22 protein-coding genes, 1 pseudogene and 1 riboswitch are annotated in these 25,888 nt (G+C 73.9%); of the genes and pseudogenes, 1 reads left to right on the top strand and 22 read right to left on the bottom strand.

The window, feature by feature from the left end; translation table 11 throughout:
* Position 1 precedes the first annotated feature (1 nt).
* The 6 genes from GA0070623_RS28925 to rpe form a co-directional block, all read right to left on the bottom strand.
* A complete protein-coding gene (locus GA0070623_RS28925) occupies positions 2 to 1,279 on the bottom strand; it encodes a bifunctional 3,4-dihydroxy-2-butanone-4-phosphate synthase/GTP cyclohydrolase II (RefSeq protein WP_067305121.1) in 1,278 nt (425 codons plus the stop codon).
* Positions 1,276 to 1,971 (bottom strand): nicotinamide riboside transporter PnuC, encoded by a 696-nt coding sequence (gene pnuC / locus GA0070623_RS28920; protein ID WP_067305118.1) that lies wholly within the window; start codon positions 1,969 to 1,971, stop codon positions 1,276 to 1,278. The genes GA0070623_RS28925 and pnuC overlap by 4 nt, the downstream gene beginning before the upstream one ends.
* Positions 1,968 to 2,585 carry a riboflavin synthase gene (locus GA0070623_RS28915; RefSeq protein WP_067305115.1) on the bottom strand — a complete coding sequence of 206 codons (618 nt, stop codon included), beginning with the start codon at positions 2,583 to 2,585 and terminating at the stop codon, positions 1,968 to 1,970. The genes pnuC and GA0070623_RS28915 overlap by 4 nt, the downstream gene beginning before the upstream one ends.
* A gap of 1 nt (position 2,586) precedes the next feature.
* Complete coding sequence (ribD, locus tag GA0070623_RS28910) at positions 2,587 to 3,648, bottom strand: bifunctional diaminohydroxyphosphoribosylaminopyrimidine deaminase/5-amino-6-(5-phosphoribosylamino)uracil reductase RibD (RefSeq protein ID WP_067305112.1); 1,062 nt, start codon at positions 3,646 to 3,648, stop codon at positions 2,587 to 2,589.
* A gap of 135 nt (positions 3,649 to 3,783) precedes the next feature.
* Positions 3,784 to 3,954, bottom strand: a riboswitch (FMN riboswitch).
* A 62-nt stretch (positions 3,955 to 4,016) separates the two neighbouring features.
* A complete protein-coding gene (locus GA0070623_RS28905) occupies positions 4,017 to 4,976 on the bottom strand; it encodes a response regulator (protein WP_067305109.1) in 960 nt (319 codons plus the stop codon).
* Positions 4,977 to 4,978: 2 nt separating this feature from the next.
* Positions 4,979 to 5,659 carry a ribulose-phosphate 3-epimerase gene (gene rpe, locus GA0070623_RS28900; RefSeq protein ID WP_067305107.1) on the bottom strand — a complete coding sequence of 227 codons (681 nt, stop codon included), beginning with the start codon at positions 5,657 to 5,659 and terminating at the stop codon, positions 4,979 to 4,981.
* Between the two features lie 258 nt (positions 5,660 to 5,917).
* Here rpe and GA0070623_RS28895 point away from each other — a divergent pair, with 258 nt between their 5' ends.
* The gene (locus GA0070623_RS28895; RefSeq protein WP_067305104.1) at positions 5,918 to 6,808 is read left to right on the top strand and encodes a septum formation family protein; all 891 of its coding nucleotides are present in this window, start codon (positions 5,918 to 5,920) and stop codon (positions 6,806 to 6,808) included.
* Between the two features lie 313 nt (positions 6,809 to 7,121).
* Here the strand turns inward: GA0070623_RS28895 and GA0070623_RS28890 are convergent, their stop codons facing one another.
* The 16 genes and pseudogenes from GA0070623_RS28890 to carA form a co-directional block, all read right to left on the bottom strand.
* On the bottom strand, positions 7,122 to 8,627 hold the full coding sequence (locus GA0070623_RS28890; RefSeq protein WP_089004383.1) for an RsmB/NOP family class I SAM-dependent RNA methyltransferase: 1,506 nt from the start codon (positions 8,625 to 8,627) through the stop codon (positions 7,122 to 7,124).
* Between the two features lie 29 nt (positions 8,628 to 8,656).
* Positions 8,657 to 9,583 carry a methionyl-tRNA formyltransferase gene (fmt, locus tag GA0070623_RS28885; protein ID WP_067309433.1) on the bottom strand — a complete coding sequence of 309 codons (927 nt, stop codon included), beginning with the start codon at positions 9,581 to 9,583 and terminating at the stop codon, positions 8,657 to 8,659.
* 7 nt (positions 9,584 to 9,590) lie between these two features.
* Positions 9,591 to 10,151 carry a peptide deformylase gene (def, locus tag GA0070623_RS28880; RefSeq protein WP_067309436.1) on the bottom strand — a complete coding sequence of 187 codons (561 nt, stop codon included), beginning with the start codon at positions 10,149 to 10,151 and terminating at the stop codon, positions 9,591 to 9,593.
* A gap of 135 nt (positions 10,152 to 10,286) precedes the next feature.
* Positions 10,287 to 11,270 carry an AAA family ATPase gene (locus GA0070623_RS28875; RefSeq protein WP_067309507.1) on the bottom strand — a complete coding sequence of 328 codons (984 nt, stop codon included), beginning with the start codon at positions 11,268 to 11,270 and terminating at the stop codon, positions 10,287 to 10,289.
* Between the two features lie 192 nt (positions 11,271 to 11,462).
* Positions 11,463 to 13,463, bottom strand: coding sequence for a primosomal protein N' (locus GA0070623_RS28870; RefSeq protein WP_089004216.1), 2,001 nt, complete (start codon positions 13,461 to 13,463; stop codon positions 11,463 to 11,465).
* 59 nt (positions 13,464 to 13,522) lie between these two features.
* Complete coding sequence (gene metK / locus GA0070623_RS28865; RefSeq protein ID WP_067309439.1) at positions 13,523 to 14,716, bottom strand: methionine adenosyltransferase; 1,194 nt, start codon at positions 14,714 to 14,716, stop codon at positions 13,523 to 13,525.
* Positions 14,717 to 14,807: 91 nt separating this feature from the next.
* Positions 14,808 to 16,016, bottom strand: coding sequence for a bifunctional phosphopantothenoylcysteine decarboxylase/phosphopantothenate--cysteine ligase CoaBC (coaBC, locus tag GA0070623_RS28860; protein ID WP_067309442.1), 1,209 nt, complete (start codon positions 16,014 to 16,016; stop codon positions 14,808 to 14,810).
* Positions 16,017 to 16,030: 14 nt separating this feature from the next.
* Positions 16,031 to 16,294: a DNA-directed RNA polymerase subunit omega gene (gene rpoZ, locus GA0070623_RS28855; RefSeq protein ID WP_007075826.1), complete on the bottom strand. Its 264-nt coding sequence runs from the start codon at positions 16,292 to 16,294 to the stop codon at positions 16,031 to 16,033.
* A gap of 104 nt (positions 16,295 to 16,398) precedes the next feature.
* Positions 16,399 to 16,930, bottom strand: a pseudogene (locus tag GA0070623_RS28850) (guanylate kinase); the annotation flags it as partial.
* Positions 16,931 to 16,955: 25 nt separating this feature from the next.
* Positions 16,956 to 17,273 carry an integration host factor, actinobacterial type gene (mihF, locus tag GA0070623_RS28845; protein WP_067309448.1) on the bottom strand — a complete coding sequence of 106 codons (318 nt, stop codon included), beginning with the start codon at positions 17,271 to 17,273 and terminating at the stop codon, positions 16,956 to 16,958.
* Positions 17,274 to 17,447: 174 nt separating this feature from the next.
* Complete coding sequence (gene pyrF / locus GA0070623_RS28840) at positions 17,448 to 18,287, bottom strand: orotidine-5'-phosphate decarboxylase (protein ID WP_067309451.1); 840 nt, start codon at positions 18,285 to 18,287, stop codon at positions 17,448 to 17,450.
* 79 nt (positions 18,288 to 18,366) lie between these two features.
* A complete protein-coding gene (locus tag GA0070623_RS28835; RefSeq protein WP_067309454.1) occupies positions 18,367 to 19,641 on the bottom strand; it encodes an adenosylmethionine--8-amino-7-oxononanoate transaminase in 1,275 nt (424 codons plus the stop codon).
* Positions 19,638 to 19,877 carry a hypothetical protein gene (locus GA0070623_RS30220; protein ID WP_157517557.1) on the bottom strand — a complete coding sequence of 80 codons (240 nt, stop codon included), beginning with the start codon at positions 19,875 to 19,877 and terminating at the stop codon, positions 19,638 to 19,640. The genes GA0070623_RS28835 and GA0070623_RS30220 overlap by 4 nt, the downstream gene beginning before the upstream one ends.
* Positions 19,878 to 20,005: 128 nt before the next feature.
* Positions 20,006 to 21,052 carry a quinone-dependent dihydroorotate dehydrogenase gene (locus GA0070623_RS28825; protein ID WP_067309510.1) on the bottom strand — a complete coding sequence of 349 codons (1,047 nt, stop codon included), beginning with the start codon at positions 21,050 to 21,052 and terminating at the stop codon, positions 20,006 to 20,008.
* Between the two features lie 199 nt (positions 21,053 to 21,251).
* Complete coding sequence (gene carB, locus GA0070623_RS28820; RefSeq protein WP_067309464.1) at positions 21,252 to 24,650, bottom strand: carbamoyl-phosphate synthase large subunit; 3,399 nt, start codon at positions 24,648 to 24,650, stop codon at positions 21,252 to 21,254.
* Positions 24,643 to 25,845, bottom strand: coding sequence for a glutamine-hydrolyzing carbamoyl-phosphate synthase small subunit (gene carA, locus GA0070623_RS28815; protein ID WP_067309467.1), 1,203 nt, complete (start codon positions 25,843 to 25,845; stop codon positions 24,643 to 24,645). The genes carB and carA overlap by 8 nt, the downstream gene beginning before the upstream one ends.
* Positions 25,846 to 25,888 lie beyond the last annotated feature (43 nt).

Here is a 25,888-nt window from a genome sequence, read left to right as displayed (position 1 = left end):
GTCATACTCCGATCTCGTCGCCGGGGACCGGGACACCCGTCGGGGCCTCGGTCACCTCGTCCAGCTCGTCCAACAGGTGGCCCATCCGGTCCCGCTTGGTCCGCAGGTAGCGGACGTTCTCCGGGTGCGGCCGGACCGGCAGCCCCTCCCGGCCGGTGACGGTCAGCCCGTACCCCTCCAGCCCGGCCCGCTTGGCCGGGTTGTTGGTGAGCAGCCGCATCGACCGCACGCCCAGGTCGTAGAGGATCTGCGCGCCGGTGCCGTAGTCCCGGGCGTCGGCCGGCAACCCCAGGTCGAGGTTCGCGTCCACGGTGTCGCGGCCCTGGTCCTGGAGCTGGTACGCCTGAAGCTTGTGCAGCAGGCCGATCCCCCGCCCCTCGTGCCCGCGCACGTAGAGCACCACGCCCCGCCCCTCCCGGGCGACCCGGGCCAGCGACGCCTGCAGCTGCGGCCCGCAGTCGCAGCGCAGCGAGCCGAAGACGTCCCCGGTGAGGCACTCGGAGTGCACCCGGACCAGCACGTCGTGACCGTCGCCCAGGTCACCGATGACCAGCGCGACGTGCTCGGCCGGGTCGTGCTCGGCCCGGTAGCCCAGCGCCCGGAACACCCCGTACGGGGTGGGCATCCGCGCCTCGGCCACCTGCTCCACCTGCTTCTCGTGCCGCCGCCGGTAGGCCACCAGGTCGGCGATGGTGACCAGGGTGAGCGCGTGCTCGGCGCAGAACTTCTCCAGGTCCGGCAGGCGCATCATGGTGCCGTCGTCGTTGACCAGCTCGCAGAGCACCCCGGCGGGGCGCAGCCCGGCCAGCCGGGTCAGGTCGACCGCCGCCTCGGTGTGTCCCGGTCGGCGCAGCACCCCGCCGGAACGGGCGCGCAGCGGCACCACGTGGCCCGGGCGGGCCAGGTCCGTCGGGTCGGTGCCGGGGTCGGCGAGCAGCCGGATGGTGTGCGCCCGGTCCGCGGCGGAGATCCCGGTGCTGACCCCCTCCCGGGCGTCCACGGTCACCGTGTACGCGGTGCCGCGCCGGTCCTGGTTGGTGTGGTGCATCGGCGGCAGGTCCAGCCGGTCGCACTCCGCCTCGGTCAGCGGGACGCAGACGTACCCGGAGGTCCAGCGGACCATGAAGGCGAGCAGTTCCGGGGTGGCCAGCTCGGCGGCGAAGATCAGGTCGCCCTCGTTCTCCCGGTCCTCGTCGTCGACCACCACCACGGGACGGCCGGCGGCGATCTCCGCCACCGCCTCCTCGATCCGGGCGAAGGTGACCGCCTGGCTGCTCATGCCACGACCTCCGAGTAGGTGGACGGGATCGGTGTCGTCGCCGCGCGGACGGTCCGGGAGCTGCGCCACCAGGCGGCGAAACCCCAGACGCAGAGGGCACCGTAGACCAGGTACATGACCGCCGAGGGATAGAAGCCGCCGCGCAGCAGCAGCGGTACGCCCACCGCGTCCACGGCGATCCAGACCAGCCAGAACTCCACCCAGCCCCGGGCCATGCCGTAGGTCGCCAGCAGACTGCCGGTGAGGATCCAGGCGTCCGGCAGCGGCCCCCACGAGCCGAGCGCGGCGAGCAGCGGATAGCCCAGCGCGGTGCCGACGGCGGCGGCGAGCAGCAGGCCCAGCCGTTCCCGACCGGTCGCCCAGCGGGGGGTGACCGCCGGCGCGTCCCCGCCCTGGCGGCGGTTGCGTGACCACCGCCACCACCCGTAGACGCTGACCGCGAAGAAGAAGACCTGCCGGCCGGCCTGGCCGTAGAGGTCGTGTGCCTGCGGGGTGGCGAACACCCCGCCGAGGAAGACGGTGAACAGCAACCCGTTGCCGATCATGCCGACCGGCCAGGCCCAGACCTGCCGTCGCAGCCCGAGCAGCGCCGAGGCCAGCCCGAAGCCGTTGCCGACGATCTCCCGGACCAGCACCGGGGCGCCGAGCAGGTGCACCTGGGCGTCGAGCAGCCAGCCGAGCGGCCCGGTCACACTGCACCGCCGTCGACCGGCGGGCGGGTGGTGAGGAGGCGTTCGACGTACTTGGCCAGCACATCGACCTCCAGGTTGACCGGGGCGCCGACGTCCCGGACGCCGAGCGTGGTGAGCTTCAGGGTGGTCGGGATCAGCCCGACGGTGAACCAGTCGTCGCCGACCGCGGCCACGGTCAGCGACACCCCGTCGACGGTGATCGAGCCCTTCTCCACCACGTACCGGGCCAGCGCGGCGGGGAGCCGGAACCGCAGCGTCTCCCACTGCGCGGCCGGTTCCCGGGAGAGCACCGTGCCCACCCCGTCGACGTGCCCCTGCACCAGGTGCCCGCCGAGCCGGCTGTTCAGCGCGGCGGCCCGCTCCAGGTTGACCGGGTCGCCGGGGCGCAGCCCGCCGAGCGCGGAGCGCCGCAGGGTCTCGCCCATCACGTCGGCGGTGAACACGCCGCCGTCGACGTCGACCACGGTCAGACAGACCCCGTTGACCGCGATGGAGTCGCCGTGCCGGGCGTCCGAGGTGACCAGCGGGCCGCGGATCGCGACCAGCGCCGAGTCACCCCCGGTGTCGGCGATCCGGACGACCTCGCCCAACTCCTCGACGATGCCGGTGAACATCTCAGGCCTCCCTCTTCCGGGGCAGCGCGGTGATCCGCAGGTCGGAACCGACCCGGGTGACGTCGGTGATCTCCAGGTCGATGGCGTCGGCGATGGTCGTCACGCCCGCGTCGACCAGCGCGGTCGGGCCGCCTCCGAGCAGCTTCGGCGCGACGTACCCGACGACCCGGTCGACCAGGCCGGCGGCGAGGAACGCGCCGGCCAGCCGGGGGCCGCCCTCCAGCAGCGCGGCCCGTACCCCGCGGTGGTGCAGTTCGGCGAGCAGGGCCGGCAGGTCCACCCGGCCGTCCGGGCCGGCCCCGACCTCCGCGACGGTCGCGATCCAGGTCCGGGCGGCGCCGTCGCGGACCCGGGCGTCGACCGGGGTACGGCCGGCGCTGTCCACCACCACCCGCAGCGGCTGCCGGATGGCCAGGGTGCCGTCGCGCAGGTTGCGGGCGGTCAGCCGGGGGTCGTCGGTGAGTACGGTGCCCACCCCGGCGATCACCGCGTCCACGGTGCCGCGCAGCGCGTGCACGTCCATCCGGGCCGCCTCGGAGGTGATCCACATGCTGCTGCCGTCGGCCGCCGCCGACCGGCCGTCGAGGGTCGCGGCGTACTTCCAGATCAGGTACGGCCAACCGCGCCGCATCGAGGTCAGCCAGGCGACGTTGCCGGCCTCGGCCTCGTCGGCGCGTACCCCGAACTCCACCCGGACCCCGGCGGCGCGCAGGGTGGCCGCACCCCCCGAGGCGACCGGGTTCGGGTCGGGCACGGCGACGACGACCCGGGCGATCCCGGCGCGGATCAGCGCGTGACTGCACGGGCCGGTGCGGCCGGTGTGGTCGCAGGGTTCCAGGGTGACCACCGCGGTCCCGCCCCGGGCCCGCTCGCCGGCCTGGGCGAGCGCGACGATCTCGGCGTGCGGCCCGCCGGTGTAGGCGTGGAAGCCCTCCCCGACGACGACGCCGTCCGTGTCGAGCAGCACGCATCCGACGACCGGGTTGGGGCTGGTGGTGCCGAGGCCCCGGGCGCCCAGCTCGATGGCACGGCGCATCGCCTCGTCCACGGAGACGCCGCCCATGCCCTGCCCTCTCGCTCGCCGGTCCGCGCGCGGGCGGTACGGGAGGAGCGGGGGCAGGCGGCGACGGAACCGGGAACGGCAGGGCCGCCCCGGGCAGCCCACGCGCCGATGGAGCCGCGCAGGCCCGCCCCGCCCGCGCGCTGTCTCCCATCCGGACTGTCGGGGGTGCGGACGAACCGCTCCCCCACCGTCGGCCCCGGATTCTCACCAGGTCCACCGGGCGGCAGAGCCGTCCGGGTCGCGGGCTTACCACGTCGAGCGTGGATCACCGCCGGTTCGGAATTTCACCGAGCCCCGCCAGCGCGTGGTGGGTACATGCGAAGTCTTACACGTTCACCCGGTCGGTCCGCCACCTCCAGCGGGCTACTTCACACCCCGTCGGCGCGTCGCCGGTCCACCGCGACGTATGACCCCGGTTGGCTCTTGGCGACCGTTTTCATCTCGCTGGCCACGGCGATCGCGTCCAGGGGGTCGGTGAAGCGCTTCCTGGCGTCCGAGAGCGAGACGCCGATCGAGAGCGTGACCAGGGCCGCCCGCCGGATGTTGCCCCGGCGGTCCTTCAGCTCGACAAAGCCGCGCTCCCGGTCGGCCGGGTCGTAGAGGGTGTCGGCGGACTTCTCGAAGTCGACCACGGCCCGGGAGGTCAGCGGACGGATCTGCTCGGGCGCGCAGACGATCACGAAGTCGTCGCCACCGACGTGGCCGAGGAAGGCCGGGGGCAGCCCGATCGCCACCACCGCCCGGTGCAGGCTGCGGGCCAGCGCCGAGATGAACTCGTCGCCCCGGACGAAGCCGTACCGGTCGTTGACGCTCTTGAACCGGTCGATGTCGATGTAGCCGACGGCGTAGTCGACGCCGCTGCGCACCCGGTCGCTGATCTCCCGGCGGATCCGGCTGTTGCCGGGCAGACCGGTCAGCGGGGAGACCTCGCGGAACTCCTTGTTGCGGCGCAGCGTGGAGCTGACCCGGGCCACCAGCTCGGCGGTGTCGAACGGCTTGACCAGGTAGTCGTCCGCGCCGGCACTGAGCCCGTGCACCTTGTCCACGGTCATGCCCTTGGCGGTCAACATGATCACCGGCAGCGCCGAGGTGATCGGGTTGGCGCGCAGCCGCCGGGTCAGCTCCAGGCCGTCGATGCGCGGCATCATCAGGTCCACCACGGCCAGGTCCGGCCGGTGCCGCTCGATCATGTCGAGGGCCTCCTGGCCGTCCCCGGCGTGCAGCACCTCGAAGCCGTGCAGCCGCAGGTTGAACTCGACGAAACGGGCGATGTCCTCGTCGTCGTCGACGACCAGGATCACGTCGGGACGGTCGCCGGTGGGCTCCACCCTCAGGCCCCGACGGCGGCGCGCTCCGCGAGCCCGCGCAGCCGGCGGACCGCCTCGGCCGGATCGGCCGCCCCGTAGACGGCGGTACCGGCGACGAAGGCGTCCGCGCCGGCCGACGCGGCCTGCTCGATGGTGTCGGCGGCGATCCCGCCGTCCACCTCGATGCGCAGCTCCAGGTGGCCGCTGTCGACGTGCCGGCGGGCCGCCCGCACCTTGTCCAGCAGCTGCGGGATGAACCGCTGGCCGCCGAAACCGGCCTTGATCGTCATGATCAGCAGGGTGTCGAAGCTGGGCAGCAACTCCAGGTACGGCTCGATCGGGGTGTCCCGGTCGATGGCCAGCCCGGCCTTCGCCCCGGCCGAGCGGAGGTCCTTGGCGAGGGCCACCGGGTCGTCGCACGCCTCGGCGTGGAACGTCACGTTGTACGCGCCCGCGTCGGCGTAGCCGGGGGCCCACCGGCGCGGGTCGGTGATCATGAGGTGCACGTCGAACGGCAGCTGGGTGACCGCCCGGAGGCTCTGCACCACCGGCAGCCCGATGGTGAGGTTGGGAACGAAGTGGTTGTCCATCACGTCGACGTGCAACCAGTCCGCGGCGCCCTCGACGGCGCGGACTTCATCGGCGAGGCGGGCGAAATCGGCGGCGAGGATGCTGGGCGCGATGATCGACGGCGGTACGGTCACAGGGCAAGTGTACGAACGCGGCCACCCGCCGCGGACGGCACGGCACCATGGGCGACATCCCGTCATCCGGGAGTGACCCACGGTGTCCGAACCGGTCCCTCCGGATCGAATCGGGGACGATGGGCCGGTGACGACTGGCCGAACGGTCCCGGTACGACGACACTCCATCGGGGACGGTCACGTATGCTGCTCGCCCGGCGGCGGGCAAGGCCACGTGGGGCGCGGCGGCGGACCGTCGGCTCCCGGAAAGGGCGGACGATGCGACGGTGGCTCGGGGCGCTGGCGCTGGCCGGCGCGGTGACGGTGGCGCTCAGCGGCTGTGTGCCGCAGCACAGCGCCGACGGAGACCTGGTCGACGACTGGCCGGTGCTGCCGGTGGCCCAGGCGTTCGTGCCCGCCACCGACGCCTGCCTGCCCCGGATAACGCCGGTGGTGCAGGCCGGCACCTACGACACGGTGGACTGCGCGCGCAGCCACCTGGCCGAGGCCATCCACGTCGGCACCTTCACCGGCGCGGTGGTCCGGGGCGACCGGCCCGAGCCGGGTTCCGCCGCGCTGCGCCCCGCCCGCGCCGAGTGCGACCAGCGGGCCCGGGACGTGCTCGGTGGTGACTGGCACTCGGCCCGGCTCACCATGAACATCGCGCTCCCGGCGAACTCCGCGTGGAACAGCGGGGCCCGCTGGTTCCGTTGCGACCTCAGCGAGACCGACAGCATCGACAACACCCGGCCGGTGAACCGGGTCGGCAGCCTGCGGGGGGCGATGGTCGGCGACAACCCGCTCAGCCACCGGTGCTTCGACCCCAAGCTGATCGGCAACAACCTGAACTACATGGCACCGGTACTCTGCTCCGAACCGCACCGCGCCGAGTTCGTCGGTGTCTACCTGGAGCGCAGCGACCTGAGCTGGGCCGAATTCAGTCGCACCAACCAGCGGGTGCACCGGCGCTGCATGGCGCTGATCGCCGGCTTCGCCGAGGTGCCCAACAACGGCGAGCTGCCGTACCGGGCCGGGTCGATCTTCTACCCGCCGTCGCAACGGGAGTGGGAGGAGGGCGACCGGGGCATCCGCTGCTTCCTGTGGAGCGACGACCGGAAGCTGACCCGCTCGATGCGCGGCGTCGGCCCCAAGGGCCTCCCCGTCATCTGACCCACCCCACCCGCACTCCCCTCCCTTCCTCCCCTCACGCTCCCGCACCCCGCCCCCCTCTCCCCCTCACGCTCCCGCACCCCGCCTCCTCTCCCCTCACGCTCCCCCCACCCAGCCCCAGCGGGGTCGATCAAGAGGTTTGCGTCAGGAATGGGTTGATCAAGAGGTTTGCGTCAGAAATCGCGCGGCGGGGTGACCTAAACCTCTTGATCACCGAGGCGGAGCGGCGGGTGGGGGGTGGGGTGGGGTGGGGGGGTGGGTGGGGGGCGAGGGGGTGGGGTGGGGTGGGGTGGGGGTTCAGGGGTTCGGGGGGTCAGGTGGTGCGGCGGAGGAGGGCGAGGAACATGGCGTCGGTGCCGTGGCGGTGGGGCCAGAGCTGCACGGTGGGGCCGTCGCCCAGGCCGGGCATGCCGGCCGGGAGCAGCGGTCGGGCGTCGACGAAGTCCGCCGGCACACCGGCCCGGCGGGCGGCCTCGGTGACCGTCACGTGCGTCTCCACGGTGTGCGGGGAGCAGGTCACGTAGCCGACCAGACCACCCGGACGGGTCGCCCGCAGCGCGGCGGAGAGCAGTTCCCGCTGCAACCGGGTCAGCGGCGGCAGGTCCGACGGCTGTCGCCGCCAGCGCGACTCCGGACGGCGGCGCAGCGAACCCAGCCCGGTGCACGGGGCGTCGACCAGCACCCGGTCGAAGTGCCCCTCCGCGAGCTTCGGATCCGCCCCGACGGTGCGGCCGTCGGTGTGCAGGACGGTCACCGGCAACCCCCGGGTCGCCTGCTCGACCAGCCTGGCCCGGTGCTCGGCGACCTCCACCGCGGTCAGCCGGGCACCCCGCTGCGCCGCGAGCGCGCCGAGCAGCCCGGCCTTGCCGCCGGGGCCGGCGCACAGGTCCAGCCAGCGGCCGTCAGGGCCGTCGATCGGGGCCGCCACCAGCGCGTTCGCCACCAGCTGCGAGCCCTCGTCCTGCACGTGCGCCCGGCCGTCGGCCAGCGCCGACAGCTCGCCCGGGGCACCGCCGCGCAGATAGACCGCGTACGGGGAGAACGCGCCCGGGGCACCGCCGACCTCGTCGGCCACGTCGGCCGGGTCGGCCCGGCCGGGGCGGACGCACAGGTGCACCGGCGGACGCTCGTTGTTCTCGATCAGCAGACGGGTCACCTCACCCAGGTCACCGCCGAGGGCGTCGGCGAAGGCCCGGACGATCCACTGCGGGTGGCTGTAGGTCACCGACAGGTGGCCGATCGGGTCGGCCGCCATGGTCGGGGCCAGCCTGGTCACCCAGGCGTCGCGATCCTGGCCGGCCACCTCGCGCAGCACCGCGTTGGCGAACCCGGTCGCGCCCTCACCGACCGTGCGGACCAGGTCGACAGTGGACGACACGGCGGCGTGGGCCGGCACCCGGGTGTGCAGCAGCTGGTAGGCCCCCAGCCGCAGCGCGTCGCGTACCGGCGGGTCGATCCGCTCGACGTCCCGGCCGGCCGCGGCGGTGAGGATGGTGTCCAGGGTGCCGAGCTGGCGCAGGGTGCCGTAGGTCAGCTCGGTGGCGAAGGCGGCGTCCCGCCCGGTCAGCCCCTGCTCGCGCAGGATCGTCGGCAGCACCAGGTTGGCGTACGCGTCGTCGCGGTGCACCGCCGCGACGGCCTGGTACGCGACGTGCCGGGGCAGGTCCACCGCCGGCCGGACCGGTCGGCCGGGTCGCCCGCCCCGCCCGTCGACGCCACCCCGGTCACCCCAGCCGCCCGCGCGGGCGGGACGGTCGTCCCGGAAGCCGCCGGCGGGCCGGTCGGGACGCTGGTCGTCACCGCGCTGCTCGCGGCGCACGCCGTCGGCGGGTCGCCGGGTCGGCCCGGTCACGCGAGCTCCTCCCCGCCGCCGACCCGGACACCGCGCGCCCAGTCACTCGCCGGCATGGCCTTCTTGCCCGCCGCGCGCACCTCACCGAGCTGCACCGGCACGGTCGCCGTACCGGCCAGCACGCGGGACTTCTCCACCAGCAGTTCTCCAGGCTTCAGTTGGGGGCCGTTGCCGACCGGTGTCACCGGGCCGAGCTTGACCCGGTCGCCGCGGAAGGTCGTCCACGGGCCGGGGGCCGGGGTGCAGGCGCGGATCCGGCGGTCCACCGCGAAGGCGGGGTCGGTCCAGCGCACCCGGGCGTCGTCCACGGTCAGCTTCGGGGCCAGCGAGACCCCGTCGGCGGGCTGCGGCTCGGCCCGCGCCGTCCCCGCCCCGATCGCGTCCAGGACGGCCACCAGCAGCCCGGCACCGGAGTGGGCGAGGCGCTCCAGCAGGTCGCCGGAGGTGTCGGTGGGCCGGATCTCGTCGGTCAGGGTGCCGTAGACCGGGCCGGTGTCCAGCCCCTGCTCCAGCTGGAAGACGCTGGCCCCGGTCAGCTCGTCGCCGTGCAGCACCGCGTGCTGCACGGGGGCGGCGCCCCGCCAGGCGGGCAGCAGCGAGAAGTGCAGGTTGACCCAGCCGAACCGGGGGATCTCCAGCGCCGCCGGGGGCACCAGCGCGCCGTACGCGACGACCGGCACGCAGTCGGGCGCCAGCGCGCCGAGCCGGTCGAGGAAGTCGGGCTCCCGGGGCCGGGCCGGGGTGAGCACCTCGACGCCGTGCTCGTCGGCCCAGGCGGCGACGGGCGAGCGGAGCACCCCCCGGCCCCGGCCGGCGGGCGCGTCGGGGCGGGTCACCACGGCCACCAGCTCGTGCCCGGAGGCGTGTACGGCGGCCAGGGCGGGGACGGCGACCGCCGGCGTGCCAGCGAAGATCAGGCGCATCGGCGGGTCACCGGCCCAGACCGAAGGGGTTGGTGGCGGAGTGCGGGCTGACCTTGACCGTCGGCGGGGCGGCCTCGTCGTACCAGTCGGCCTGGCGGATCGCCTTCATGGCCTCCTTGCGCCCGGCCGGGTCCAGCCGGTCGAGGAAGAGCACACCGTCGAGGTGGTCGGTCTCGTGCTGGACACAGCGGGCCATCAGCCCGGTGCCGACGATCTGCAACGGGTCGCCGTAGCCGTTGAAGCCCTTGGCGATGACGTTCTGCCGGCGCTTGGTGTCGAAGTAGAGCCCGGGAATCGACAGACAGCCCTCCGGGCCGTCCTGCTCCTCGGTGTCGGGGAACTCCAGGACCGGGTTGACCAGGTGGCCGAGCACGTCGTCCACCTCGAAGGTGAAGACCCGCAGGCCCACGCCGAGCTGCGGGGCGGCCAGCCCGGCACCGCCACGGTCGCGCATCGTGTCGGTGAGGTCGGCGACGAGCCTACGCAGCTCGACGTCGAAGTCGACGACCGGATCGGCCGGCGTGCGCAGCACCGGATCCCCGAACAGACGGATGGGCTGGACGGTCACGCGGGGTGGCTCCTTCGTTGGACGGCGTGGTGCCGTACCAGTCTACGGAGTGTCGCGGGCGGCACCGGTCGGCGTACCGCGATCTGCCGGGACCACGCCGTCGGCTCCGGGAACGGCGACGGTGAGCGGGGCTGATCAGGCGCCGGCGCCCGGTTCGCCGGCCAGCACCGCGTCCCCGCCGAGCAGCGCGTGTGCGGGCAGCGGGAGCCGGATGCCGTGGGCGGCCTCCCAGTCGTGCACGAGGCTGGGGCGGACCTCGGTGGTGAAGTAGTCGACCGCGCTGGTCTGCCCGACGACCGGCTCGTCCACCTCGGCGACGAGCTGGGCCGGCACCAGCGGGAAGCCGTTGCGCAGGGCGGCGCTGAGCCGGCGGTGGCCGTCGACGACGAAGAAGTACTCCCCGGTGAAGCCGATCCGCAGCGGGGCGAGGGCCTCGTCACCGGCCGCGGCCAGCTCGCCGACGAACCCGGCGTCGTCGAGCCCGCGCAGGGTGGCGACGTCCTCGGTGGGGTAGACCCGGGCCGGGTCGAGCAGCAGCAGCGGGGGGGCGTCGCGCAGCACGTCGGCGGCGAGCCGGCCCTCGTACGCGTCGACGATGTGCGTGATGACCTCGGCGGCGGAGGCCCGGGTGGTGTCGCAGACCAGGTCGTAGTTGCGCAGCCGGGCCTTGTCGACGCCGTAGCGGAGGATGAACCTGTTCCGCTCGCTCTCGCTGCGCTCGCGGAGCTTGGCCTCCGCCTCGGCCAGCGAGGTGTAGCTCTCGGCCGGGCCGGAGGGGCGCAGCAGCACCCGCCGGGCCGCCTCGGCCGGCTCGGTGATCATGTGCACCTTGAGCGCGTCGGTGAAGAAGTGCCAGGCCAGCCGGGAGTCCATCACCAGGGATTCACCGGAGGCGGCGATGTCCCGCTGGAGCTGGTCGACGTAACCGTCGACGGCCTGGTCCAGCTCGGCGTGCAGGTTGAGCTGGAGGGCGGTCATCTGCCGCTCCTGCGCCATCTGCCGGTAGAGGTCACCGACGCTGACCCGGCGCAGGCCCAGCCGCTTGGCGATCTCGACGGAAACGGTGCTCTTGCCGCTGCCGAGGTCACCGTTGAAAACGATCGACTGACGAACGGTCACCACTGGCCCACCCTTGCTCACCGGCTGCTTGGCATCATCGATCTGGCGTCGGCTCGACGCGTTCCCGTCTTCGTCGCGCCATCCGTGCGCCCCGGGTATGACGGGCGATGCTATCACGCGGGTGTCTCCGGCCCCCCGCACACAGGGTGCGACGGCAGGCTGGCCAGGTGCTCGACGATGCTGACCGACGACTCAGAAAAGGCTGAGCGGATCGACCTGGAGGCGGACCGGCTCGGCGGCCCGGCGGGCGCTGCGCACCCCGGCGGCGACGTGCAGCGCCTCGGCCAGCGCGGCGGCCCGCGCCCGGGGCACCCGGACCAGCATCCGCTCCCGGTCCCGGTCGGCGGGGACCGGGCCGAGCACCTCCGCCCCGTCGGGCAGCCGGGCCTGGGCCAGCAGGTCGGCCACCGCGTCCGCGTCGCCGGTGACGCTGGCCATCTTCACCGCGGGCGGGAAGCCCAGTTCCCGGCGCTCGGCCAGCTCCCGGGCGGCGAACCAGCCCGGATCCCAGCGCAGCAGCGCCTGCACCGGGGCGAGCGCGCCGTCGGCGACCACCACCACCTTTCCCCCGGCCGGGGCGGGCCGGGCCAGGGCGGCGGCGGACAGCCACCGGCGCAGGGTCTCCTCACCGGCCCGCAGATCGGCCCGGGTGAGCAGCGCCCAGGAGTCCAGCAGCAGCACCGCGCCGTACCCCCCCTCGGCCACCGGCTCGGCCCCCGGGGTGGCGATGACCAGACCCGCGCCCGCCGGGACGTCGGTCAGCACCTCGTCGCGGCCCGACGTGCGTACCGGCACCCCGGGAAAGGCCCGGCCCAGCTCCTCGGCGGTTCGTCGGGCACCGGTGACCGCCGCCCGCAGCCGCCGCCCACCGCACTGCGGACAGGCGTATGCGGCGACCACCCGACCGCACCACCGGCAGGCCGGCGGCGCGTCGGCGGCCCGCAGCGCCAGCGGGCCGGCGCAGTGCGGGCAGCGGGCCGGGGCCCGGCAGTCGGCGCAGGAGACCGACGGCAGGTAGCCGCGGCGGGGCACCTGGACCAGCACCGGCGCGTCCGCGCGCAGGGTGTCCCGGGCGGTGGTCCAGGCCAGGCTGGGCAGCCGGGCGGTCGCGGCCCCCGGATCCCGGGCCAGTTGCGGGTCGTCCCCGGTCGGGGCGATCGCCGGGGTACGCGCCCGCAGGGTCGCCCGGTCCGCGACCACCTCACGGGCCCAGCCGGTCTCCACCAGGAGCTGCCCCTCGGCGGTCCGGGTCCACCCACCGACCAGCGCGGCGGCGTCGGCCAGCCGGGCCCGGGTGAGCAGCACCTCGCGGGCGTGCGGGTACGGCGCGCGGGGCTCGGCGTGCAGGTCGTCCCCGTCGTCCCAGATCGCCACCAGGCCGAGCCGCGCCACCGGGGCGAACATGGCGGCCCGGGTGCCGATCACCACCGGCACGTCGCCCCGCCGGGCGGCCAGGAACGCCCGGTAGCGGCGGGCCGGGCCGAGCGCCGCCGAGAGGGTCACGTGCCGGCCGGGGCCGAGCAGCGCGGTCAACGCCGCGTCGAGCCGGTCGAGGTCCCGGGCGTCGGCGACCACCACCACCGCGCCCCGCCCACCGGCGAGGGTGGCGGCGACCGCGTCGGCGTACCGGGCGGCCCAGTCCTCCCCGGCCAGCGCCGACCAGACGGCCCGGGGCATCCGGCCGTCGGCGAGCGCCGTCAGGTAGGCCGGACCGGCCGGATAGTCCCGCCACCCGCGCGGGTCGGTCACCACAGGACGCGGCGGCACCCCGGCGCCGTCACCCACACCGGGAGCGGCCGGATCGGCGGCAGCCGGGGCGGCGGCAGGCGGACCGGCGGCAGCCGGGGCGGCGGACGGGACCGGGGTGGCGCGGGGTTCCTTCTCGACCCGGGCGTGCCGGGGCGGGACGGCCAGCCGGAGCACGTCGGCGAGGTTGCCGGCGTACCGGTCGGCCACCGCCCGGGCCAGGCGGACCACCTCCGCGGCCAGCACCGGCTCGGCGGACACCACCTTCTCCAGGTACGCCAGCCGGCCGCCGTGGGTCGAGGCGTCGACGCGTTCCAGCAGCCAACCGTCGACCAGCTGACCGGCGAAGCGGACCTTGACCCGCACCCCGGGGACCGCGTCGGCGGCCAGCCCGGCGGGGACCAGGTAGTCGAAGGGGCGGTCGAGGTGGGGCAGCGGGACTTCCACACAAACCCGAGCGACCGGCGACCCGTCAGCGGGTCGCCGGTCGCTGGGCGCGGTGCCGGTCAGGCGCCCGCTACCGACTTCAGGTCGGCCGCCCGGTCGGTGCTCTCCCAGGTCAGGTCCGGCAGCTCCCGGCCGAAGTGGCCGTAGGCGGCGGTCTGCCGGTAGATCGGGCGGAGCAGGTCGAGATCCCGGATGATCGCGGCCGGACGCAGGTCGAAGACCTCACCGACGGCCTTCTCGATCGCGGCCACCGGCACCGTCTCGGTGCCGAAGGTCTCGATGAAGAGGCTGACCGGGTGGGCCTTGCCGATCGCGTAGGCGACCTGCGCCTCGCAGCGCTCGGCCAGGCCGGCGGCGACCACGTTCTTGGCCACCCAGCGCATCGCGTACGCGGCGGAACGGTCCACCTTGGACGGGTCCTTGCCGGAGAACGCGCCGCCACCGTGCCGGGCGTACCCGCCGTAGGTGTCGACGATGATCTTCCGGCCGGTCAGCCCGGCGTCGCCCATCGGGCCACCGATCTCGAACCGGCCGGTCGGGTTGACCAGCAGCCGGTAGCCGTCGGTGTCCAGCCCGAGGTTCTCCAGCTCCGGAGCGATGACGTGGTCCCGCACGTCCGGGGTGAGCAGCGAGTCCAGCGAGATGTCCGCGGCGTGCTGGCTGGACACCACGACGGTGTTCAGCCGGACCGGGCGCAGCCCCTCGTACTCGATGGTGACCTGGGTCTTGCCGTCCGGCCGCAGGTACGGGATGGTCCCGTCCTTGCGCACGGCGGACAGCCGCAGGGCCAGCCGGTGCGCGAGCGCGATCGGCAGCGGCATCAGCTCCGGCGTCTCCGAGCAGGCGAAGCCGAACATCATGCCCTGGTCGCCGGCGCCCTGCGCGTCCAACGCGCTCTCCGACGCCCCGGTCCGCAGCTCGAAGGCGTTGTCGACACCCTGGGCGATGTCGGGCGACTGGGCGCCGATGGAGACGCTGACGCCGCAGGAGGCGCCGTCGAAGCCCTTCTTCGACGAGTCGTACCCGATGCCCAGGATCGTCTCGCGGACGATGGTCGGGATGTCGGCGTACGCCTTGGTGGTCACCTCACCGGCGACGTGGACCTGACCGGTGGTGATCAGCGTCTCCACCGCTACCCGGCTGTGCGGGTCCTGGGTGAGCAGGGCGTCGAGGATACCGTCGCTGATCTGGTCGGCGATCTTGTCCGGGTGGCCTTCCGTGACCGATTCGGACGTGAAGAGGCGGCGTGTCACGGGACTCCTAAGCTCTTTTTGATAATCGTTGCGCAGCAGTCTAGTCATCACGGTGCGCCACCTTCGACCCCGGCGACCGGGCATCCACCGTTCAGGACCGGTCGGCCCACCGGGCGAGCACCAGGTCCCACACCCGGTCGGCCAGCTCCTCCTTGGGCTGTTCCGGCAGGTGGTGCACGGTGCCGTCCGCGCCGATCACGGCGGCCGCGTTGGTCTCGGCGCCGAAGACCTTGTCGACGCCGACCTCGTTGACGACCACCAGGTCGGCCCGTTTGCGGGCGAGTTTGGCCCGACCGTTGGCCTCGGCGTCGCCGGTCTCGGCGGCGAACACCACCAGCACCTGCCCCGGGCGGCGCAGGCGCCCCCACTCGGCGGCGATGTCCGGATTGGTGACCAGCTCGATGGTCGGCGCGCCGCCGTCGTCCGACTTCTTGATTTTACCGGTCGCGTAGTGCGCCGGCCGGAAGTCGGCCGGTGCCGCCGCCATCACCAGCGCGTCGGCGTCCTCGGCGGCGGCCAGGGTGGCCGTGCGCAGCTCCCCGGTGCTGCCCACCCGCACCAGGTCGACCCCGGCCGGGGCGGCCAGCGACACGTTGGCGCTGATCAGGGTGACCCGGGCGCCCCGGGCGACGGCCGCGCGGGCGAATGCGTACCCCTGCTTGCCGGAGGAGCGGTTGCCGAGGAACCGGACCGGGTCGAGCGGTTCCCGGGTGCCGCCGGCGGTGACCACCAGGTGCCGACCGGCCAGGTCGGCCGGGGCGTCGACGCCCCGGGCGAGGGCGCGGCGGGCGACGGCGAAGATCTCGGCCGGGTCGGGCAGCCGCCCCTTGCCGCTGTCGGCGCCGGTGAGCCGGCCGACGGCGGGCTCGATCACCCGCACGCCCCGGCCGCGCAGGGTGGCGACGTTCGCGACGGTGGCGGGGTGCTCCCACATCTCGGTGTGCATCGCCGGGGCGAGCAGCACCGGACAGCGCGCGGTGAGCAGGATGTTGGTGAGCAGGTCGTCGGCGAGGCCGTGGGCGGTCCGGGCCAGCAGGTCGGCGGTGGCCGGCGCGACCACCACCAGGTCGGCCCGCTGGCCGAGCCGGACGTGCGGGACCTGGTGGACCTCGGACCAGACGTCGTCGGCGACCGGCTGGCCGGACAGCGCCGCCCAGGTCGGCGCTCCGACGAAGCGGAGCGCCGACGCGGTCGGCACGACCCGGACCCGGTGGCCCGACTCCGTGAAGAGCCGCAGCAGCTCACACGCCTTGTAGGCGGCGATGCCACCGCCGACTCCGAGCACGATCTCGGCGGACATCGGGGTACGGGGTACTACGGCTGGTCGGTCGGCTCGGCGGTGAGCAGGCCCGCGTTGATCTCACGCATGGCGATGGAGAGCGGCTTCTCCTGCGGAGTGGTCTCCACGAGCGGGCCGACGTACTCGAGCAGGCCCTCGCCGAGCTGGCTGTAGTAGGCGTTGACCTGACGGGCGCGCTTGGCGGCGAAGATCACCAGCGCGTACTTCGAGGTGGTCTTCTCGAGCAGCTCGTCGATCGGCGGGTTGGTGATGCCCTCGGGGTTGGCGATGGATCCCACGAAATACCCTCTGCGTCTGAAGTGTCCGCGCGGAACGCGGCTGGTCGCTCGGCCGCGGGGACGCGGCTGGTCGCTCGGCCGCGCGGAACGCGACCGGCCGGTCGACCGCGACACCGCGGCCGGACGGGAGCCAGATTAGGACGAACCGAGCAAGCCTACCAGCTCATCGGCGGCGCGCTCGGTGCGGTCGTGTCGGACGGTGTGCGTGGCGAGGGCCGCGACGGCCGGGTCCGGGCGGTGCCCGGGCGGCAGCAGCAGCACCAGGCGGACCCAGGACAGGGCCGTTCGGAGGGCGAGCGCACCGGGCAGGTCCAGCGGGAGCAGCACCGGCCGTCCCCGCGCCAGTCGGTCGACCAGCGGGGCGCGCGGGGTGCCCCGACGGTACGGCCCGGCCCGGGACCACTCGAGCAGCTCGTCCGCGGCGATCATCCGATCGAACTCGGCAGGCTCCCGGAAGAGCCGGTCGACGCCGTCGGTCTCGCCGGGGCGACGTGCCCGGGTGGTCACCGGAACCGGCACCCACACGGAGGAGGAACGCGCCCGGACCGCCTCGACCACACCGCCCCGACCGGCACCCGAAGGTCCGGTCAGGACGGTGAGCCGCACCGCCGGGCACGTCTTGTCATCCGTGCTCACCGCTTGTTTCTACCTGCTGCGGCGATCAGTTGGCGGCGAACTCTCCAAGCAGCGCCTTACGCTGCTGCTCGCCCAGACCACGCAGACGGCGGCTGTCGGCGATCTTGAGCTTCTCCATGATCTGGGTGGCCCGGATCTTGCCGATACCCGGCATCGCCTGCAGCACGGCCGACACCTTGAGCTTGCCGACGACATCGTCGGACTCGGCTCGCGCAAGGACGGCGGCCAGGGTGGTCTTGCCCTGCTTGAGCTGCTCCTTCAGCTCAGCACGGGCCTTGCGGATCTCCGCGGCCTTTTCCAGCGCGGCAGCGCGCTGCTCGGGGGTCAGTGACGGGAGCGGCACCAGTTCTCCTCAGGTCCCTATCGCGACGGGCGGAACGCACCGACGCTCTGTGAAACGTGGTGTCGCTGGCAACCAAAGGGGTCCGTGGTTCCCAGCGCGGGGAAAACTAGCGTTCGCCGGAGTTTTCGGCAACGTGGACGCGCGATGATCAACGTAAAGTGACCGAGCCGTCAGTCAGTTTGCGGAAGCAAGAATCTGCCGGCAGTCGGCCGCCGCGCGGTCGGCGGCGGCCCGCAACGCGGTCGGGTCGGGGCCCGCGTTGAGCACCTCCCGGGAGTACGACGGCAGCACTGCGGAGAGGTTGGGGCCGAACACGGTGGGTAGATCGGCGGCCGTCGCACCCTGGGCGCCGAGCCCCGGCGCGAGCAGTGGACCGTTGACCGAGGACAGGTCGTGACCGGTATCGCCGATGGTCGCGCCGACCACCAATCCGATGCTGCCGAGCGGGTCGGCACCCCTGTTGAGCTGGGAAATCTCATCGATAACAAGCTGCGCCACGGTGCGTCCACCGGAGGTGACCGCACGCTGCACCTGCGCCCCCTCGGGGTTGGAGGTGAGCGCTAACACGAACACCCCGCCACCGTGCGTGGTGGCGGCCTCGAACATCGGCGCCAGCGAACCTACTCCCAGGTAGGGGCTCGCGGTGAGCGCGTCGACATACAACGGGCTGGATGGATCAAGGTACGCGGAGGCGTACGCGGCGACGGTCGAACCGATGTCGCCGCGCTTGACGTCGAGCAGAACGAGCGCCCCGGCCTCGCGTAACTGTCGGATAGTTGACTCAAGAATCCCCACTCCGCGGCTCCCGAATCGCTCGAAGAAGGCCGACTGGGGCTTGATCACCGCAACCCGGTCACCGAGCGCTTCCGCGACGGTCCGGGCGAACCGCTCCAGCCCGTCGACGTCGTCCGGCAGGCCCCAGCGGGCCAGCAGCCCGGGGTGCGGATCGATGCCGACGCAGAGCGGCCCACGCTCCGCCATCGCCCGGTGCAGCCGGGTTCCGAAGGTCTCCATCGTTGCTCCTCTCGTGTCGTGTCCACCGGCCGCGACGACGGTCGCCGCCCCGGCTTGCGGATCCCCGCCCGCCCGGACCTCAGCCGGCCCCGACCGCGGCGGCGATCCCGGCCGTGATCCGGGCCACGTCCGCGTCCCCGGTCAGGTAGGGCGGCATGGTGTACACCAGGTCCCGGAAGGGGCGCAGCCACACGCCCCGGGCCACCGCGGCGGCCGTCGCCGCCGCCACGTCCACCTCGCGGTCCAGCTGCACCACACCGATCGCCCCCAGCACCCGGACGTCCGTCACGCCCGGCGCCCCCCGCAGCGGCTCCAGGCCGGCGCGCAGCCCCGCCCCCACGCGGGCCACCTCGGCGGCCCAGTCGCCGGCCCGCAGCAGCCCCAGGGAGGCGTTGGCGACCGCACAGGCCAGCGGGTTGCCCATGAACGTGGGACCGTGCGCGAGCACCCCGTCCCGGGCGATGCCCCGGGCCACCTCCGGGGTGCACAGCGCCGCCGCCAGGGTGAGGTAACCACCGGTCAGCGCCTTGCCGACGCAGAGCACGTCCGGACTCACCCCGGCGTGCTCGGCGGCGAACATCGTCCCGGTCCGGCCGAACCCGGTGGCGATCTCGTCGAAGATCAGCAGCACCCCGTGCGCGCGGGTCACCTCGCGCAGCACCCGCAGGTACCCCGGGTGGTGGAAGCGCATCCCGCCCGCCCCCTGCACCACCGGCTCCACGATGACCGCGGCCAGTTCGTCGGCGTGCCGGGCGACGGCGTCGGTCAGCGCCGTCACGTACCCCGGGTCGGGCGGGTCGGTGAAGCCGCCGGGCGGCGCCGGGGCGAAGACCTGCCGGGGCAGCGCGTCCCCCCAGAGGTGGTGCATCCCGCCCTCGGGGTCGCACACGCTCATCGGATGGAAGGTGTCGCCGTGGTAGCCGCCCCGCCAGGTGCCCAGCCGGCGGCGCTCCGGCCGCCCGGTGGCCCGCTGGTACTGCAGGCACATCTTGATCGCCACCTCGACCGAGACCGAGCCCGAATCGGCCAGGAAGACGTGTTCCAGCCCGTCCGGGGCCAGCTCGACCAGGGTCCGGGCCAGCCGGACCGCCGGCTCGTGGGTGAGCCCGCCGAACATCACGTGACTCATCCGGCCCAGCTGGTCGGTGACCGCCGCGTCCAGCACCGGGTGCCGGTAGCCGTGGATCGCCGCCCACCAGGACGACATCCCGTCGACCAGTTCCCGGCCGTCGGCCAACCGCAGCCGCACCCCCTCGGCGCTGTGCACCGGGTAGGGCGGGTGCGCCGGCGGCGACACCGCGTACGGGTGCCAGACGTGCGCCCGGTCGGCGGCCAGCATCTCCTCGGGCGTCACGCGCGCTCCTCCGTACCCTCGACGACCGCCACCCCGGCGGCCACGCCGCGCCGACGGCGCGGGCTCTGCGTGCGGACCGGCACGCCGGCGGCCCCGCCACCCCGACGGCGCGGGCCGGCCGTGCGGGCCGACACCCCACCATCCCGACAGCGCGGGCCGGCCGTGCGGTCCAGCACCCCGCCGACCCGACGGCGACGGCGCGGGTGTGCCCGCTCCGCCGCCCCCACGGCGGCCACGACGCCACGGAGCCGCGTGCGGCACGGTCGCGGACCGGGGTCCGGGACGGCTCCGTCGGCGGTGGAACCGGCGACCGGTGTCGACGGCGCGACGGGCACGACCGGGAGCGCCGGGCGTACCCGTCGGCTCACCGCCCGGTCACCGCCCGGTCGGCCGCCGCCGCCCCGGGCGACACCCGGGCGGCGGCCCGGACCAGCGCCGGCCCCCGGTAGATGAAGCCGGTGTAGAGCTGGACCAGGCTGGCCCCGGCGTCGAACATCCGGGCCGCGTCGTCCGGGTCGAGGATGCCGCCGACCCCGATGACCGGCAGCCGGCCGCCGGTCTCCCGGTGGACGAAGGCGACCATCTCCCGGGCCCGCCCGGTCAGCGGGGCGCCGGACAGGCCACCGGCCTGCGCGCCACGCTCCCGGTCGGTGGGGGCGAGACCGTCGCGGGCCAGCGTGGTGTTGGTGGCGATCACCCCGGCCGCCCCCCGGGCCAGGCAGACCTCCAGCAGCTCGGCCACCGCCGGTTCGGTGAGGTCCGGGGCGATCTTCACCAGCACCGGCTTCTCCCCCACCAGGGCGGCCAGCAGGGCGTCCAGGTGAGCCCGGTCCTGCAACGACCGCAGCCCCGGGGTGTTCGGCGAGGAGACGTTGACCGCGAAGTAGTCGCCGTGCCCGCGCAACGCCCGGTACGAGGTGAGGTAGTCCTCGACCGCGTCCTCCAGCGGGGTCACCTTGGACTTGCCCAGCGAGATGCCCAGCGGCACCCCGAGCGGGCGGGGCGACGCGGCCAGCCGGTCGGCCAGCGCCTGCGCCCCGGCGTTGTTGAAGCCCATCCGGTTGATCACGGCCGTGCTGTCGGGCAGCCGGAACAGCCGGGGCCGGGGGTTGCCCGGCTGGGGGTGCGCGGTGACCGTGCCCACCTCGACGAAGCCGAACCCCAACGCCGGCCAGGCCGGCAGGGCCACCCCGTTCTTGTCCATGCCCGCCCCCAACCCCACCGGGTTGGGGAAGTCCACCCCGAACACCGTCCGGGGTGCCCGGTGCAGATTGCGGGCCCGCAGCAACGCCAGCGCCGCCGGCCGCCGGGACAGGGCGGCCAGCTGGCGCAGCGTCCAGTCGTGCGCCGCCTCGGCGTCCCCGCCCCCGATGCGGAACAGCGCCCGGCGCACCCCCTGCTCGAACATCACCACGCCACACCCCTCCGACGGACGCGCCCCCGGCCGACGCTCCCCCGAGGGACGCTCCCCCGACCGACGCTCCCCCGACCGACGCTCCCGCCGGTGATCAAGAGGTTTGCGTCACCGCACCCACCGTCCGGTGACCGAAACCTCTTGATCACCGGGCCGAGCGGCGGGCGGGAACCACGCGGGGGGTGGGGGTACCGGGTCACTGGGCGGCCCGGAGGGCGGCGTGGAGCTCCTGGAGGGGGCGCACCCGCATGTCGCCGCGGATCCGGGCCTCGATGCCCATCACCGCCGCCGCCACCCCCGGCACGGTGGTGATGCACGGGATGTCGGCCGTCACAGCGGCGCTGCGGATCTCGTAGCCGTCCGAGCGGGCGCTCGCGCCGGAACCCTGCGGGGTGTTCACCACCAGGGCCACGTCACCGGCGAGGATCATCGACACCGCGTCCGCGCCCTCGCCGCTCTGGTAGTGCTTGCGGATCTGCTCGCAGGCGACGCCGTGCCGGCGCAGCAGCTCGGCGGTACCCGTGGTGGCGACGATCTCGAAGCCCAGGTCGGCCAGCCGCTTGATCGGGAAGATCATGGCCCGCTTGTCCCGGTTCGCCACCGACACGAAGATCCTCCCGGTGATCGGCAGCGAACCGTACGCGGCGGACTGACTCTTGGCGAACGCGTGCCCGAAGCTGGTGTCGATGCCCATCACCTCGCCGGTCGACTTCATCTCCGGGCCGAGCAGCGAGTCCACGCCCTTGCCGGCCGGGGTACGGAACCGCTTGAACGGCAGCACCGCCTCCTTGACCGCGATCGGGGCGTCCGGTGGCATCGTCCCGCCGTCGCCGGTCGGTGGGAGCAGCCCCTCGGCCCGCAGGTCGGCGATGGTCGCGCCGAGGGCGATCCGGGCCGCCGCCTTCGCCAGCGGGACGGCCGTCGCCTTCGAGACGAACGGCACCGTCCGGGACGCCCGCGGGTTCGCCTCCAGCACGTAGAGCATGTCGTCCTTGAGGGCGTACTGGACGTTGAGCAGGCCGCGCACCCCCACGCCCCGGGCGATCGCCTCGGTGTAGCGGCGCACCTCGCTCAGGTGCACGCCGGACAGCGTGATCGGCGGCAGCGCGCACGACGAGTCACCGGAGTGGATGCCGGCCTCCTCGATGTGCTCCATCACACCACCCAGGTAGACCTCGCCGTCGGCGTCGCAGAGCGCGTCCACGTCGATCTCGATGGCGTCGTCGAGGAACCGGTCGACCAGCACCGGGTGGTCCGGGGAGATCTCGGTGGCCCGGCCGATGTAGGCGCGCAGCGTGTCGTCGTCGTAGACGATCTCCATGCCCCGCCCGCCGAGCACGTACGACGGGCGCACCAGCACCGGGTACCCGATCTCGTCGGCGATCGCCTTCGCCTCGTCGTACGAGGTGGCCATGCCGTGCGCCGGGGCGCGCAGGCCGGCGCGGGCCAGCACCGCGCCGAACGCGCCGCGCTCCTCGGCCAGGTGGATCGACTCCGGGGAGGTGCCCACCACCGGCAGCCCGGCGTCCTTCAGCCGCTGCGCCAGCCCCAGCGGGGTCTGCCCACCGAGCTGCACGACCACCCCGACCACGCCGGGGCCACCGGCCGCCCGGCCGGACGAGTCCTCGGCGTACCAGGCCTCCAGCACGTCCTCGAAGGTCAGCGGCTCGAAGTAGAGCCGGTCGGCGGTGTCGTAGTCGGTGGAGACGGTCTCCGGGTTGCAGTTGACCATCACGGTCTCGTAGCCGACGGCACCGGACCCGGCGGCGTCCGTGCCGTCGCCCACCCCGCCGAGCGGGGCGGTGCGCAACGCCTGCACGGCGTGCACGCAGGAGTAGTCGAACTCGATGCCCTGGCCGATCCGGTTCGGCCCCGAGCCGAGGATGAGCACCTTGGGCCGGGCCGACGGGGCGACCTCGGTCTCCGCGTCGTACGTCGAGTAGTGGTACGGGGTGGTCGCCTCGAACTCGGCGGCGCAGGTGTCCACCGTCTTGTAGACCGGGCGCACGTCGAGCCGGTGCCGCAGGGTGCGTACGCCGTCCTCGCCGGCCAGCTCCGGGCGCAGCGCGGCGAGCTGCCGGTCGGACAGCCCGGCCCGCTTGGCCCGGCGCAGCAGGCCGGCGTCGAGCACCGGGGCGGCGACGATCTCGGCCCGCAGCTCGACCAGGCTGACGATCTGGTCCAGGAACCACGGGTCGATCCCGCCGGACGCCCGGGCGACCTCGGCCACCGACGCGCCCAGCCGCAACGCCCGCTCGACGGTGTAGAGCCGGCCGTCGTGCGGCACCCCGAGCGCGGCGAGGGTGTTCTCCCGGGTCGCCCCGGGCGGATCCGGCTGGGTCCAGAAACCCACCGCCTTGGTCTCCATCGAGCGCATCGCCTTGTTGAGCGCCTCGGTGAAGTTGCGGCCCAGGCTCATCGCCTCGCCGACCGACTTCATCGTGGTGGTCAGCTCCGGGTCGGCGCCGGGGAACTTCTCGAAAGCGAACCGGGGGATCTTCACCACCACGTAGTCCAGCGTCGGCTCGAACGCGGCCGGCGTCTTGCGGGTGATGTCGTTGGGGATCTCGTCGAGGGTGTAGCCGATGGCCAGCTTCGCGGCGATCTTGGCGATCGGGAAACCGGTGGCCTTCGAGGCGAGCGCCGACGAGCGGGACACCCGGGGGTTCATCTCGATCACCACGATCCGACCGTCGGCCGGGTTGACCGCGAACTGGATGTTGCAGCCGCCGGTGTCCACCCCGACCTCACGCAGCACCGCGATGCCCAGGTCCCGCAGGTTCTGGTACTCCCGGTCGGTGAGCGTCATCGCCGGGGCCACCGTCACGCTGTCCCCGGTGTGCACACCCATCGGGTCGACGTTCTCGATCGAGCAGACCACCACCACGTTGTCGTGCCGGTCGCGCATCAGCTCCAGCTCGTACTCCTTCCAGCCGAGCACGCTCTCCTCGATGAGCACCTCGTGCACCGGGCTGGCGGCCAGGCCCGCCCCGGCGATCCGGGTCAGGTCCTCGTCGGTGTGCGCCATGCCGGAACCCAGGCCGCCCATGGTGAACGACGGCCGGATCACCACCGGCAGGCCCAGCTCGGCGACGGTCTCGCGGACCTCGTCCATCGAGTGGCAGACCCGGGACCGGGGCACCAGGCCGGCCGGGTCGGGCAGCCCCAACCGGACGCCGGCCTTGGCGACGATCTCCTTGAACAGCTGACGGTCCTCACCCCGGTTGATCGCCTCGATGTTCGCGCCGATCAGCTCCACGCCGTACTTGTCGAGGACGCCCGCGGCATGCAGGGCGACCGCCGTGTTCAACGCGGTCTGCCCGCCCAGGGTGGGCAGCAGCGCGTCGGGACGCTCCTTGGCGATGACCAGCTCGACGAACTCCGGGGTGATCGGCTCGACGTAGGTGGCGTCGGCGAACTCCGGGTCCGTCATGATGGTCGCCGGGTTGGAGTTGACCAGGCTGACCCGGATCCCCTCGCTGCGCAGCACCCGGCAGGCCTGGGTGCCGGAGTAGTCGAACTCGCAGGCCTGCCCGATCACGATCGGCCCGGAGCCGATCACCAGGATGTGCTTGAGATCGTCGCGCTTAGGCATTCGTGCGCCCCTCGCTGTGGTTCCGGCCCGGACCGGGCTGCCCGTCGGGGCCACGACCCTCGATCAGCTCGGCGAAACGGTCGAAGAGGTAGTCGGCGTCGTGCGGGCCGGCTGCCGCCTCGGGGTGGTACTGGACGGTGAAGGCGGGCACGTCCACGGCCCGCAGCCCCTCGACGACGTTGTCGTTGAGGCAGACGTGCGACACCCGCACGCCGCCGAACTCGGTCTCGACGACCTGGTCGGGGACGACCGCGCCGGCCGGCGTGCCCGGCTCGTGGCCCGGCCAGGCCACCGCGAAGCCGTGGTTGTGGCTGGTCACCTCGACCTTGCCGGTGGCCCGGTCGAGCACCGGCTGGTTGATGCCCCGGTGGCCGTAGCCCAGCTTGTAGGTGCCGAAGCCGAGCGCCCGGCCGAGGATCTGGCTGCCGAAGCAGATGCCGAACAGCGGGATCCGCCGGCTCAGCACCTCCCGGGCCAGCGCCACCGGCCCGTCGGCGGTGGCCGGGTCACCCGGGCCGGGCGAGAAGAAGACCGCGTCCGCGCCGGTGGCCAGCAGGTCGTCGATGGTCGACCCGGCGGGCAGCACGTGGGTGGTCACCCCCCGGGCGGCCAGCCGGCGCGGCACGTTGCGCTTGATGCCCAGATCCAGCGCGGCGACGGTGTAGCGGTGGGTGCCCTCCGCCTCGACCACGTACGGCCGGGCCGTGCTGACCTCGGCGGACAGGTCCGCGCCGACCATCGGCGGGGACTGCCGGACCCGCTCCAGCAGGGCGCGCGGGTCGTCCTCGACGCTGGAGATGCCGACCCGCATCGCGCCCCGGTCCCGCAGGTGCCGGGTGAGCGCCCGGGTGTCCACCCCGGCGATGCCGACCACGCCCTCGACGCCGAGCCGGTCCTCCAGCGCGCCGGTGGACCGCCAGTTCGAGCCGATCCGGGCCGGGTCGCGGACCACGTACCCGGCGACCCAGATCCGGTCGGACTCGTCGTCCTCGCCGTTCACCCCGGTGTTGCCGATGTGCGGGGCGGTCTGCACCACCACCTGCCGGTGGTAGGACGGATCGGTCAGGGTCTCCTGGTAGCCGGTCATCCCGGTGTTGAAGACCGCCTCGCCGAACGTCTCGCCGACACTGCCGTACGACTCGCCGTGAAAGGTGCGCCCGTCCTCGAGCACGAGGATGGCTGAACGCCTGCTCATTCCGTGTTCCCTCCGACCCCGACTGCGGGACTCCGCTGCGCTG

This window comes from Micromonospora rifamycinica, from assembly GCF_900090265.1.
Taxonomy (GTDB): domain Bacteria; phylum Actinomycetota; class Actinomycetes; order Mycobacteriales; family Micromonosporaceae; genus Micromonospora; species Micromonospora rifamycinica.
This window is presented reverse-complemented; position numbering and strand designations above follow the sequence as displayed.